The organism is Streptomyces sp. R-74717, from assembly GCF_047305335.1.
GTDB lineage: Bacteria > Actinomycetota > Actinomycetes > Streptomycetales > Streptomycetaceae > Streptomyces > Streptomyces atratus.
The window spans coordinates 2201469-2213123 of sequence record NZ_CP102361.1 but is presented as its reverse complement, the minus strand read 5'-3'; the positions used below and the strand labels follow the sequence as shown (position 1 = coordinate 2213123).

The following is an 11655-nucleotide window of genomic DNA, read 5'->3' as shown; positions in this document are numbered from 1 at the left end:
TCCGGAGTAGGCGGAAACGGTCCCGTGTGCCCATAATCGGCCCCATGCCGCATGTACTGCTCATCGAGGACGACGCGTCCGTACGGGACGGAATGGAGCTCGTGCTGCGCCGTCACGGATACGGCGTGGACACCGCCGCCACCGGCGAGCAGGCCCTTGCCCTGCTGGCCGGGGAGCGGGGCGCCAGGGTCGAGCTGGCCGTACTGGACCTGATGCTGCCCGGCATGGACGGCTTCGAGGTGTGCCGCCGTATCCGCGCCCGCTCGGCGACCCTGCCGGTCATCATGCTGACCGCGCGCGGCGACGACTCGGACATCGTGACCGGCCTGGAGGCGGGCGCGGACGACTACGTCGTCAAGCCGGTCACCGCGCCCGTCCTGGAGGCCCGCATCCGGGCCGCCCTGCGGCGCGCGGAACCGTCCGCACGACAGCGTTCGGACGCCGATCTCGCCGGGCTGGTGATCGACCGCGCCGGGCTGACCGTCACCAAGAACGGCACACCGGTCGCGCTGCCGCCCACCGAACTGCGGCTGCTGCTGGAACTGTCGGCCTCCCCCGGCCGGGTCTTCAGCCGCGAGCAGCTCCTCGAATCCGTCTGGGACCACACCTACCTGGGCGACTCCCGGCTGGTGGACGCGGCGGTCGGACGGCTGCGGGCCAGGCTCGAGGACGTACCGGCGAAGCCGCGGTACGTACAGACGGTGCGGGGCTTCGGCTACCGCTTCGGGCCACTGTGAGCAGTTCCGACGAGGGCGAGCGCGGCGTCGCCTCGAAGCGGCGCTCCCGGCGGCTCGTCGGCGGACTGCGCACCCGGCTCGTCGTCGCCTTCGTCGTCGTCGCCCTGATCAGCGCGGTGACCTCGACCGCCCTCGCCTACCGGGACGCCCGCACCGCCGTCCTCCAGCGCGCACAGAACGCCGCCGTGAACGACCTCCGGGAGCGGGTCGGCACGGTGGCCGCCGACTTCGACGTACCGCCCGACCAGCAGTCGCTGTCCCGGTTCGCGGCGAAGGTCTCGGACGGCATCGGCGGGAAGATCGTGGTCGCCCGCTACCAGGACCTCACCGCGGTCTCCGACTCGTACGCCGATACGGAGAGCCGGATCACCACCGAGCTGCGCGCCGCCGTCATGACCGGCGACGACGCCAAGTTCCAGCGGGTGCAGTGGCGGGGCGAGCCCTACCTGGTCGTCGGTATGCCCGTGACATACGCCGACGGGGACCGCCGCACCTCCGGCCTGGACGTCTTCACGATCACCGATCTGCGGGCCGAACGCGACGACACCGCCGCCCTGCTGGACTCCGTACGGAAGGGCACCGTCCCGGTGGTGCTGCTGGCCGCCGTCCTGGCGCTGCTGGCCGCGGGGACGGTCCTTCGTCCGGTACGGAAGCTGGGCCGGGCCACCCGCGAGCTCGCGACCGGAGACCTCGGCAGCCGGGTCGCCGTCACCGGGCATGACGAACTCGCCGACCTGGCAACGACGTTCAACGAGACCGCCGACGCGCTCCAGGCTTCCGACACGGAACTGCGCGAGCAGGAGGCGAAGGCGCGCCGCTTCGTGGCGGACGTGTCGCACGAGCTGCGCACGCCCCTCGCGGCGATGACGATGGTGGCAACCGTCCTGGAGGAGGACGCCGACCAGCTGCCGCCGGACGCGGCACGGGCGGCCCGTACCGTCGGCGCGGAAACGGCACGGCTGTCCCGGCTGGTCGAGGACCTGATGGAGATCTCCCGCTTCGACGCCAAGGCCGTACGGCTGAACGCGGCCGAGACGGACCTCGCCGACACCGTACAGGCGTCGCTGGCACTGCGCGGCTGGACGGACCGGGTGCAGACACACCTCCACGAGGGCGTACGGGCGGTGGTCGACCGGCGCCGCATCGACGTGATCGTCGCGAACCTGGTCGGCAACGCGCTGCGGCACGGAGCCCCGCCGGTCACCGTGACCCTCGGGACGGTCCGCGAGGCGGACGAGGAGTGGGTGACGCTGGAGGTCGCCGACCACGGTCCCGGGCTGCCGCCGGGGGCTCGGGAGCGGGTCTTCGACCGGTTCTACAAGGCGGACGCGGCCCGCACGCGTGGCACGGCCGACGACAGCGGACAGGGCAGCGGCCTCGGCACGGCGATCGCGCTGGAGAACGCACGGCTGCACGGCGGCACGATCGACGTGACCGACGGACCGCAGCGCGGCGCGGTGTTCACGCTGCGGCTGCCCCTGCGACGCACAGAAGAGGGCACGGAATGAAGGTCCGACAGGGGGTCGTGGTCGCCGCGCTGGGGATCGCTCTCGTGGGCTGCGGCGTCCAGCCGACCGGAGTGATAGGCGCGGGCGAGCCCGCGTCCGGGCTGACGCGCGGCATGCGGCTGTACTACGCGTCCGACAACGGACTGCGCGCAGTGCCCCTGCCCGACAAGGAGGTCAAGAGCCTCGACGCGGTGGTGAAGCTGCTCACCACGGGGCCTTCGCCCGCCGAGCAGCGCGACGGGCTCACCTCTCTCGTTGAGCAGCTCCTCGCCTACTCGGTGACCGGAACGGGCACCCGCGTCACGGTGCACCTCGACGGCCCCTATGCGGAGTCGGGACGCGACCAGGGCACGGGGCAGCTGGTGTGCACGCTGGCGCGCGCCCAGTCCGTACTCGACCCGAAGGTCAGGACCGACGACGTCGAGGTCACCCTGCGGCCGTCCGAAGGCGCCGCGCTGGGCCCCTACCGGTGTGCGGAGTTCCTCAACACGTGAGGCGGGCGAGTGAGTTCGCGGCGGCGTTCCGGGTGGGCGTCCGCGCAGCCGTCCAGCGGCGTCGGCCGCGGCCGACGGCTGCTCTTCCAGGACGTACCCGAGGGCAAGTCCGGCGAGAACTGCTTGCACCTCGACGTCCACAGCGAGCCCGGCGGCCTCGACGACCTGGCGGCCAGGCTGGAAGACCTGGGGGCAGCCCGCGCACGCGAGGTCGACAAGGGACCTGCCGGGCACTGGTGGATCATGCAGGACCCGGAAGGAAACGAGTTCTGCGTGGCATGAGTCGGGCCGCGGTCTGCTGCGGGGAGAGCGGCCATGCCCCCGCTCGGGCCGTCTGCCAAGCCCCAGACGGTTGTGGGCCCGACGCTCGTCCTCGATCTTGAAGGCCCCAGGCGTCAGTCCGCACCCTGGCGCGGGTGAGGCAGAACAAGGGTCGCGGCGGCGGCGATCGGGCTCAAAGCCTCGTCTCCTTCAGGTCAGGAGACGGGAGACCCCGGGCCCCCACCACCGCACTGGTGTCGCACAGCCGCCGCGACCTCGTCCTGCCCGCGCCGCATGACACCCCTCATGCGGGTACACGGCGCGAGCAGGGTTCAGCGGGAGGCTCAGTCCTCGCGCAGGGCGCGGACGGCCTCCTCCACGCGCTTGCCGTAGTCGGCATCGGCGGCGTGGAAGTGGGCGAGGTTCTTCTCGATCACGTCGTCGCGGGTGACCTGGGAGAGGCCTCCGGCGATGTTGGCGACCAGGCGGCCCTTCTCGTCCTCGGACATCAGCCGGTACAGCTCGCCCGCCTGGAAGAAGTCGTCGTCCTTGGTGTGGGCGGGCGCCTCGTGGGTGCCGGTCCAGCCGTGGATCGCGAGCGGGGCGGAGAGCGCCGCGCCGGTCTGGGCGGGGCCCGCGTACGAGTTGGGCTCGTAGTTCTTGTCGTGGCGCGCACCGTTGCGCGTGGCGTGCAGTCCGTCGCGGCCGTAGTTGTCGACGACGGCGGTGCGCGGCGCGTTCACCGGGAGCTGGGTGTGGTTGACGCCCAGCCGGTAGCGGTGCGCGTCCGCGTAGGCGAAAAGCCGGCCCTGGAGCATCTTGTCCGGGGACGGACCGATGCCGGGCACGAAGTTGTTCGGGGAGAACGCGGCCTGCTCGACCTCGGCGAACACATTGTCCGGGTTGCGGTCGAGGACCAGCCGGCCCACCCGCTGCAGCGGGTAGTCGCTGTGCGGCCACACCTTGGTCAGGTCGAACGGGTTGAAGCGGTAGTCCGCGGCCTCGGCAGCCGGCATGACCTGCACATACAGCGTCCAGGACGGGTACACCCCGCGCTCGATGGCCTGCAGCAGGTCCGTCTGGTGCGAGTTGCCGTCCTTGCCCGCGAGTTCGGCGGCCTGCTCGCTGGAGAGGGAGCGCACACCCTGGTTCGTCTTGAAGTGGTACTTGACGAAGAAGGCCTCGCCCTCGGCGTTCGTCCACTGGTACGTGTGCGAGCCGTAGCCGTTCATGTGGCGGTACGAGGCGGGGATGCCGCGGTCACCCATCAGCCAGGTGACCTGGTGCGTCGCCTCGGGCGCGTGGGCCCAGAAGTCCCACACGTTGTCCGGCTCCTGACGGCCCGTGAACGGGTCGCGCTTCTGCGAGTGGATGAAGTCGGGGAACTTGATCGGGTCCTTGATGAAGAACACCGGGGTGTTGTTGCCGACGAGGTCGTAATTGCCCTCGTCCGTATAGAACTTGAGGGCGAAGCCGCGCGGGTCGCGGACGGCGTCCGCGCCGCCCAGCGAGTCGGCCACAGTGGAGAAGCGGATGAACGTCTCGGTGCGCTTGCCGACCGCGGAGAGAAAGTCGGCGCGGGTGAAGGCGGTGACGTCGTCGGTCACTTCGAAGTAGCCGTACGCGCCGGAGCCGCGGGCGTGGACCACGCGCTCCGGTATGCGCTCCCGGTTGAAGCGGGCCAGCTTCTCCAGCAGGTGCTGGTCCTGGAGGAGGATCGGGCCACCGACGCCGGCGGTGGCAGAGTTCTGGTTGTCGGCGACCGTGGCGCCTGACTCGGTCGTAAGCACACGCTGCGTCATGGTGTCGGGGCGACCTTCCGTACGGGAGCTGCTGAGCTGCTGAACTGAGACGGCTTGAGGCTCCAGGAGCGTAAATACGCCCCGAACCGGACGTCAACAGTTTGTTGAAATTTGGAGTCTGGTGTTCCGGACGGCGCCGACGCCTGGGCGCGACAGGACAGGTGTCAGCGCCGACGCCATCCGGAAGTCTCTGGGTGGCCGATCCGGGTTGCCGATCCGGGCCGGACCGGTCAGGCCCGGACGGGCTGCCCCGACAGGCGCTCGACCGAGCGCAGCAGTGCCGAGTGGTCCAGGCCGCCGTCGCCCTGTGCGCGCAACGAGGCGACGAGTTGCGCGACCACGGCGCCGACAGGCAGCGCTGCACCGACATTGCGGGCGGCGTCGGTGACGATGCCCATGTCCTTGTGGTGCAGGTCGATCCGGAAGCCCGGCGCGAAGTCCCGCTTCAGGAAGTTGTCCTTCTTGCGGGTCAGCACGGTCGAGCCGGCCAGTCCGCCGTTCAGCACGTCGAGCGCGGCGCCGAGGTCGACCCCGGACTTCTCCAGGAAGACGACCGCTTCGGCGCACGCCTGGATGTTGACCGCGACGATCAGCTGATTGGCGGCCTTCACCGTCTGGCCGGAGCCGTGCGGACCGCACAGCACAATGGTCCTGCCGAGTGCCCGGAGGATCGGCTGCGCCGCGTCGAAGTCCGGCTGCTCGCCGCCGACCATGATCGACAGCACGGCCTCGATCGCACCGGCCTCGCCGCCGGACACCGGGGCGTCCAGGACCCGTATGCCCTTCTCCTTCGCGTTCTTCGCGAGGTCCACGGAGGTCTGCGGGGTGATCGATGACATGTCGATCAGCAGCGCGCCGCGCTTCGCGTTCTCCAGGATGCCGTCGGGGCCGTACGCGATGGCCTCGACCTGCGGGGAGGCGGGCACCATCGTGATGACGACATCGGCGTCTCCGACCGCCTCGGCGATCGAGCCCGCGCCCGTGCCGCCGGCCGCGACCAGCCGGTCGATCTTCTCCTGCTCCAGGGTGTGACCGGTGACGTCGTACCCGGCCTTGATCAGGTTCTCGGACATGGGGGAGCCCATGATGCCGAGTCCGATCCATGCAACCTTGGGGAGGTTGTTGCTCATGAGGGTGCCTTCCGATAAGCGTGTGTACGAGGGGGAGTCGGCCGCCCTCAGCGGGCGGCCCGCGCGGTGGCCGGGAGCCACTCGAAGGCCTCGGCGCTCGGCCGGTCGCCCGGCTTGTACTCCAGGCCGACCCAGCCGTCGTAACCGGCCTTCGTCAGCTCGTCGAGGAGCTGCTCCAGCGGGAGCGAGCCGGTGCCGGGCGCGCCGCGCCCCGGGTTGTCCGCGATCTGGACGTGGCCGGTCTTGCCTGCGTACGCCGTGATGACCTGGCCGAGGTCCTCGCCGTTCATCGACAGGTGGTACAGGTCCAGCAGGAACTTGGCGTTCCCGAGTCCCGTCGCCGCGTTGACCTTGTCGACGATCTCGATCCCGGCCGGTGCGCTCACCAGGGGATAGCGCGGCGATTCCGGCTCATTGAGGGTCTCGATCAGCAGGACCGCCCCGATCCGGTCGGCCGTACGGGCGGTGACGACCAGGTTCTCCAGGGCGAGTTCGTCCTGCACGGTCGGGTCCACACCGTCGACGCGGTTGCCGTAGAGCGCGTTGAGCGCCTTGCAGCCGACCGAGGCGGCGAAGCCGGCCGCCACCTCGATATTGGCGCGGAAGCGGTCCGACTCCGGGCCGGGCACGGAGAGCGCGCCGCGGTCGGGGCCGGGCAGCTGTCCGGCGTAGAAGTTCAGCCCCACCAACCGGGTGCCTGCGTCGTCGAGCGCCTTCTTGAGGGCGTCGAGCTCGGCCTGTGGCGGAGTGGGGGTCTCGATCCATGGCCACCACAGCTCGACCGCGGTGAAGCCGGCCGCGGCGGCGGCCGCGGGACGCTCCAGGAGCGGGAGTTCCGTGAAGAGGATCGAAAGGTTCACATCGAAGCGCTGGTCCGGGTAGCCCATGAGGGTTTCGGCGCTCCTTCCGTATCGCGGAAGTTAGTTTCTACGTAACGGAAGATTGCCCGGAGCTGGGAAAGCTGTCAAGGGGGTGTCCGGAATTCGGCCCGGTGCCTTCGTGCGGGTTGTGCAAGGTGCAACCGGAATTGCGCCGCTTGCCGAGGGGGTGCGGGGCGGGTCAGGGTGGCTGGTGCATCCGATGCAGCCGACCCCCACACGAGGTGCCTCGCATGAACCACGCCACCAGCCGCCGCGCCGTCCTCGGGGCCCTGTTCGCCGGTGCCGCCCTGACCGTGGCCCCCGCGCTGCCCGGCTCTCCCCGGCCTGCGCCGGACTCCGCACCCACGGTCGGTCCGCGCCCGCGCGCCACCCGGCAACTGCTGCTCGGTACGTACACCTCGGCCGAGGGCGGCGGTAAGGGAATCGGCACGGCCTCGTACGACGCCACCACCGGGGAGATCTCCGCCGGCCCCGCGATCACCGGCATCGACAACCCCTCGTACCTGGCCATGCACCCCTCGGGCGCCACCGTCTACGCAGTCGACGAGCAGGACCGGGGCGGGGTGACGGCCGTCGCCCTGTCACCGGACGGCGGCCACCGGGTGCTGGGAACCCGCAGCACGGGCGGGGCGGGGCCGACCCATCTCTCCGTCCATCCCACGGGAAGGTGGCTGCTCACCGCGAACTACACCTCCGGCAGCGTCGTGGTGCACCCCATCCGGGGCGACGGCTCGCTGGGGGAGCGCACGGACCTGGTCGCCCACACCGCGCCGCCTCCCGGCCCCGGCCAGGACGGGCCGCACGCCCACCAGATCGTCACCACCCCGGACAGCGACCACATCCTCGCCGTGGACCTGGGCAACGACTCCGTGTACACGTACCGGCTCGACGAGAGCCGCGGCACGCTCGACCAGGTCTCCTGTGCGACCCTGCGCCCCGGGGCCGGGCCGCGCCACATCACATTTCACCCGGGTGGCCGCTTCGCCTACCTGGCCTGCGAGGTCGACAACACCGCGGTCGTCTGCGGCTACGACCCGGCCACCGGCATCCTGTCCCCGGGCGCCCCGCAGCCCACCGGGACCGGCGCCGGCACCAGCTATCCCGCGCAGTTCCTGGTCACCGGCGACGGCCGGTTCGCCTACCTCGCCAACCGGGGCCACAACAGCCTGACGCGATACGCCGTCGAGGACGACGGCGCCGTGCTGCGGCTGCTCGACACGGTGCCCGTAGGCGGCGACTTCCCCCGGCAGATCGCCTTCTCGCCGGACGGGAAGCTGCTCTTCGCGGCGAACCAGAGGTCGAGCACGGTGACGGTGTTCCGGGTCGACGCCCGCAGCGGCGGTCTGACCCGCACCGGTGACGCCTTCCCCGCCCCGGTGGCCGTCTGCGTGCTTCCGTACCGGAGTGCGAGCCCGGCCGGCGATTGAGGGCGAAACCGTCACCGGACGGCGCCGGCATCCGTCCGTTAGGGTCGGGCCCGAGCCGCGGGTTCACGAAGACGTGGCGAACGCATGAGGGAGACACAGTGCGCTTGAGAGTGGAGTTCACCACCGAGCCCTTCGATCTCGACGAGGCGCCCGCCCACGCGGTCGTGGCCCGCGAGGTCATCCAGACGGCCGATCTGGAGGCCGTGGATGTCGGCCCCTTCGGCAACACGGCGGAGGGCGGCGCGGACCAGGTGCTCACCGCGGTGGACTCCTTGCTGCGCAGAGCGCTGGCATCGGGTGCCACCCGGGTGTCGCTCCAGGTCAACGTCATCGGGGAGGGCTCGAAGTGACCGAACCGGCGGACCACCCCCTTGTCGCCGCGGTCAAGCCGCTCGTCGACGCCATGGGTGCCGAACTGCTCGGGACCGAGCAGGCGCAGGCCGATGACGTCGTGCTGGCCTGGGAGGGCGAGGACGTCATAGCCGTCCGGCTGCCCCAGCTCTCGGAATCGCTCGACCACATCCTGGCCGCCATGGAGCGCCGGCACGGCATGCCGCTCGCCGAGCTGGACCGCAAGGCCAAGCAGTCGGTGGTGCGAACCCTGGAGGCACGCGGCGCCTTCTCCGTACGGCACGGCGTGGAGACGGTGGCGGGTGCGCTGGGGGTCAGCCGCTTCACCGTCTACAACTACCTCAACAGGGAAAAGGAAGCCTGATGTGGAAGCGATATCCACACAGGTGAAAGGCTCGAATCTCGTAAGACCGCGGGGGCTTTCGTCATGCCGCTTCGTACCGGTGCGCCCGCCGGCCGCGCCATTCAATCCAGTGCGGGTCGTCGAGGAGATCCCAGGCGTCGTCGAGTCCGGCCCGCCTCAGGAATTCGACGAGGTCGCGGTCATCGTGGGCGAGCCCGGCAATCTGCCCGTTGATGGCGACCCTCCGCCCGCCAGAGCGGGACAGACCGTGGACGACTATCGGGGCACTCATGTCTTCAGGGTGCGCCCGCTCGGAGGCTGGTGCCCGCTGGGCGGGGTGGGCGCGTGGCGGTGGGGGCTGTGGAAACCGCCAGCTTGGCCCCTGGCGCGCTTGAAGTGCCGTTGGTGTCGAGGTAGCCCCCGTCGCCCTGATAGAGGTTCTGCAGGTGCAGCCGGTCGCCGTAACGCAACTCGTTCGCCATCACTGGTCCTCTCTTCGATGGATCCGCGTTGAGCCGGTTCTCGCGCTGGTGAGCAGGCGGGGCCCGACACTTCGGATGGTGTCGGCGGCAGCGACGACGCGCCCCGGCGATACATGCAAAACACACCTTCAGATGAATTGCGCTGATAGCGCGCGTACTGCACCAACAGTCCTTTCAGGACAAAGGTGCGAGCAGGCGTATCCCCTTGTCGGCCGCGTGCGGACACGGAAGAAGTGGCGAATGGAGCCCGCCCCACGCCTTCGGCGTATGTGGAACTGGCCAGCCAGAGGTCCAGGACCGGAGTCATGTGTGGGACAGCGCGAGTCCATAGGCCCCCAATCCGCTCGCCAACTGCGGTGTGCAGCGCCGCAAGCAAGGCGCTACGCGTCAGCAGGTCAAGCTGATCGGATTCAAGTTCCTGTGGAGACCACCTTGCGCGCCCGCCTCCTGCCGCACTGGCCGTGGCCCGCCGTCACCGCGGGCCGCCCCGGTTGTCATACCGGCCCAGTACCGTGGACTCATCACATTCGGGCCTATGGCTGGGCGCAGCTACGAGACCGCCCCGCCCGGAACGGCGCCCGGGTGGGGCGCACGTGCGTTAGCCCTCGGAGCCGCGCAGGTCAGGCCGCTGTGACGACGTCAGCTTGGACTGCGGCTTCCCACTCCACCAGCAGCCGCTGATACTCCGCCTCACCCTCCGGCGGCAGCGCGTCGGCCGCCCACAGTGCGCGGATGTCCGCGTTCACCGCGGCGGGGGAGCGCACAGGGGTGGCAGGCGAAGGGGTGATCGACATGAGAGAAGGCTACGAGGTGGGACTGACAACCGCGCCGACCGCGTCGAGGGCGAGATGCCAGAGGTACGCCTGCGGGTTGCCCTGCTTCGGAGGGTGCGACTCGTGCCCGTCCGGCCCGTCGAGGAGGACCACGCCTTGGTTGCGGAGGTCAGCGATGCTGCGGGCCACGGCCGGCTGGGCGCCCTGTGCCTGCCACTTCCCAATCCGGGGACGCTGACCTGGGACCAGTCCATGGGCCGCGCCTGCATCTGGTGCAAGAAGCCGCTCACCACTGGTGCGGTGAGTGCTGGGATCATCCGCGACCGGCTCGGCGTGCATGTCCTGGACACCGAGGTCTGGGCGGGGCCGTGCCGCCAGGGTGATGAATCGAACATGTGTTCGTAAACGCGGCTTGGCCGTCGTCCGGAGCATCGGGCGACGGCCTTTTGCATTCGCGTAATTTCAACAAACTGTTGACGTGGTGTTGTGGAGGGCGTTAGCTATCCGCAGCCCGACCGACGTGACGCGAAGAGACGCACAGCGAAAACAGCCACGGAGGTTCCCGTGACTTCGAGCTCCACACCGGGCCTCGCCCGGTTCAACACCCTGGCGGACGACGAGGCCGCCGCCGCGTTGCACGAGGTGTGTGCCAGTGCGGCATGGGGGAGAGCGATCCTCTCCCGACGCCCGTACGCCACCGCGGAAGCCCTTCTCCTTGCCGGTGACGCCGCCACGGCGGCGCTGACCGCGGAGGACCTGGCCGATGCGATGGCCGGTCACCCGCCGATCGGCCGCCCGAAGCCCGGAGATCCGACCTCTTCCCGCGAACAGCGGGGGATGGCGGACGCCACCGAGGAACTCAAGGCCGAGATGCTCGAACTGAACCTGGCCTACCAGGAGCGGTTCGGACATGTCTTCCTGATCTGCGCCACCGGAGCCACCGGTGAGCGGATGCGCGACGCGGTGAAGTCCCGGATCGGGAACTCTCCCGAGCAGGAGCGCGACATCGTGCGCACCGAACTCGGGAAGATCAACCGAATCCGGCTGACCCGTCTCGTGGAAGAGGACAAGGACTGATGAGCACCGAAACCACCGCATCGGTGTCCACGCACATCCTGGACACCAGCGTCGGACGCCCCGCCGAGGGTGTCGCCGTCTCGCTCGCGGCCCGCTCGGGCCGCGAAGGCGCGTGGGTGGCGCTCGGCGGCTCCGCGACCGACGCGGACGGGCGGTGCAAGGACCTGCCGGCCCTGCCGGAAGGCACGACTCACGTGCGACTCGACTTCGAGGTCGAGACGTACTTCTCCAAGAAGCAAGCCGAGGCGCAGCAGGACGCCCCCCGCGTAAGGGACAGCGGTGCGTTCTTCCCGGAGGTGGCGATCACTTTCGCCGTCAGGCCGGGCGAGCACTATCACGTACCGCTGCTGCTCAACCCGTTCGGCTACTCCGTTTACCGAGGGAGCTAG

The 11655-nt window shown here is 70.2% G+C and carries 15 protein-coding genes and 1 pseudogene; 10 read left to right on the top strand and 6 right to left on the bottom strand.

The features are described from left to right. Positions 1-44: 44 nt before the first annotated feature. The 4 genes and pseudogenes from NRF20_RS10000 to NRF20_RS09985 form a co-directional block, all read left to right on the top strand. Entirely contained in the window at positions 45-737 is a 693-nt protein-coding gene (locus NRF20_RS10000; protein ID WP_413752434.1) for a response regulator, read from the top strand. Further along, entirely contained in the window at positions 734-2245 is a 1512-nt protein-coding gene (locus NRF20_RS09995; protein WP_413752433.1) for an ATP-binding protein, read from the top strand. Before NRF20_RS10000 ends, NRF20_RS09995 begins: the two co-directional genes overlap by 4 nt. Further along, positions 2242-2739 (top strand): hypothetical protein, encoded by a 498-nt coding sequence (locus NRF20_RS09990; RefSeq protein WP_398634049.1) that lies wholly within the window; start codon positions 2242-2244, stop codon positions 2737-2739. The genes NRF20_RS09995 and NRF20_RS09990 overlap by 4 nt, the downstream gene beginning before the upstream one ends. 51 nt (positions 2740-2790) lie before the next feature. Beyond that, positions 2791-3021: pseudogene (locus NRF20_RS09985) on the top strand (VOC family protein); the annotation flags it as partial. Positions 3022-3344: 323 nt separating this feature from the next. Here the strand turns inward: NRF20_RS09985 and NRF20_RS09980 are convergent. From NRF20_RS09980 to NRF20_RS09970, 3 genes are all read right to left on the bottom strand, one after another. Next, positions 3345-4802 carry a catalase gene (locus NRF20_RS09980; protein WP_413752432.1) on the bottom strand — a complete coding sequence of 486 codons (1458 nt, stop codon included), beginning with the start codon at positions 4800-4802 and terminating at the stop codon, positions 3345-3347. Positions 4803-5032: 230 nt separating this feature from the next. After that, a complete protein-coding gene (locus NRF20_RS09975; RefSeq protein ID WP_398634047.1) occupies positions 5033-5932 on the bottom strand; it encodes a 2-hydroxy-3-oxopropionate reductase in 900 nt (299 codons plus the stop codon). A gap of 47 nt (positions 5933-5979) precedes the next feature. Continuing rightward, on the bottom strand, positions 5980-6819 hold the full coding sequence (locus NRF20_RS09970) for a TIM barrel protein (protein WP_413752431.1): 840 nt from the start codon (positions 6817-6819) through the stop codon (positions 5980-5982). A 224-nt stretch (positions 6820-7043) separates the two neighbouring features. Here NRF20_RS09970 and NRF20_RS09965 point away from each other — a divergent pair, with 224 nt between their 5' ends. From NRF20_RS09965 to NRF20_RS09955, 3 genes are all read left to right on the top strand, one after another. Beyond that, complete coding sequence (locus tag NRF20_RS09965) at positions 7044-8240, top strand: lactonase family protein (protein WP_413752430.1); 1197 nt, start codon at positions 7044-7046, stop codon at positions 8238-8240. A gap of 98 nt (positions 8241-8338) precedes the next feature. Further along, the gene (locus NRF20_RS09960; RefSeq protein WP_093895925.1) at positions 8339-8590 is read left to right on the top strand and encodes a hypothetical protein; all 252 of its coding nucleotides are present in this window, start codon (positions 8339-8341) and stop codon (positions 8588-8590) included. Then, complete coding sequence (locus NRF20_RS09955) at positions 8587-8955, top strand: helix-turn-helix domain-containing protein (protein ID WP_413752429.1); 369 nt, start codon at positions 8587-8589, stop codon at positions 8953-8955. Before NRF20_RS09960 ends, NRF20_RS09955 begins: the two co-directional genes overlap by 4 nt. A 61-nt stretch (positions 8956-9016) precedes the next feature. Here NRF20_RS09955 and NRF20_RS09950 read toward each other — a convergent pair whose 3' ends face one another. From NRF20_RS09950 to NRF20_RS09940, 3 genes are all read right to left on the bottom strand, one after another. Beyond that, on the bottom strand, positions 9017-9226 hold the full coding sequence (locus tag NRF20_RS09950) for a hypothetical protein (RefSeq protein ID WP_398634043.1): 210 nt from the start codon (positions 9224-9226) through the stop codon (positions 9017-9019). A 4-nt stretch (positions 9227-9230) separates the two neighbouring features. Further along, positions 9231-9416 carry a hypothetical protein gene (locus tag NRF20_RS09945; protein ID WP_413752428.1) on the bottom strand — a complete coding sequence of 62 codons (186 nt, stop codon included), beginning with the start codon at positions 9414-9416 and terminating at the stop codon, positions 9231-9233. A 620-nt stretch (positions 9417-10036) separates the two neighbouring features. Continuing rightward, positions 10037-10210, bottom strand: a complete 174-nt coding sequence (locus NRF20_RS09940) for a hypothetical protein (RefSeq protein ID WP_398634041.1) — start codon at positions 10208-10210, stop codon at positions 10037-10039. A 102-nt stretch (positions 10211-10312) separates the two neighbouring features. On the opposite strand from NRF20_RS09940, the gene NRF20_RS09935 reads away from it, so the two are divergent. The 3 genes from NRF20_RS09935 to uraH all read left to right on the top strand — a co-directional run bounded on the left by NRF20_RS09935 (position 10313) and on the right by uraH (position 11655). Further along, a complete protein-coding gene (locus NRF20_RS09935) occupies positions 10313-10594 on the top strand; it encodes a hypothetical protein (RefSeq protein WP_398634040.1) in 282 nt (93 codons plus the stop codon). A gap of 159 nt (positions 10595-10753) precedes the next feature. Beyond that, the gene (gene uraD / locus NRF20_RS09930; RefSeq protein WP_398634039.1) at positions 10754-11266 is read left to right on the top strand and encodes a 2-oxo-4-hydroxy-4-carboxy-5-ureidoimidazoline decarboxylase; all 513 of its coding nucleotides are present in this window, start codon (positions 10754-10756) and stop codon (positions 11264-11266) included. Continuing rightward, positions 11266-11655 carry a hydroxyisourate hydrolase gene (gene uraH, locus NRF20_RS09925; RefSeq protein ID WP_398634038.1) on the top strand — a complete coding sequence of 130 codons (390 nt, stop codon included), beginning with the start codon at positions 11266-11268 and terminating at the stop codon, positions 11653-11655. Before uraD ends, uraH begins: the two co-directional genes overlap by 1 nt.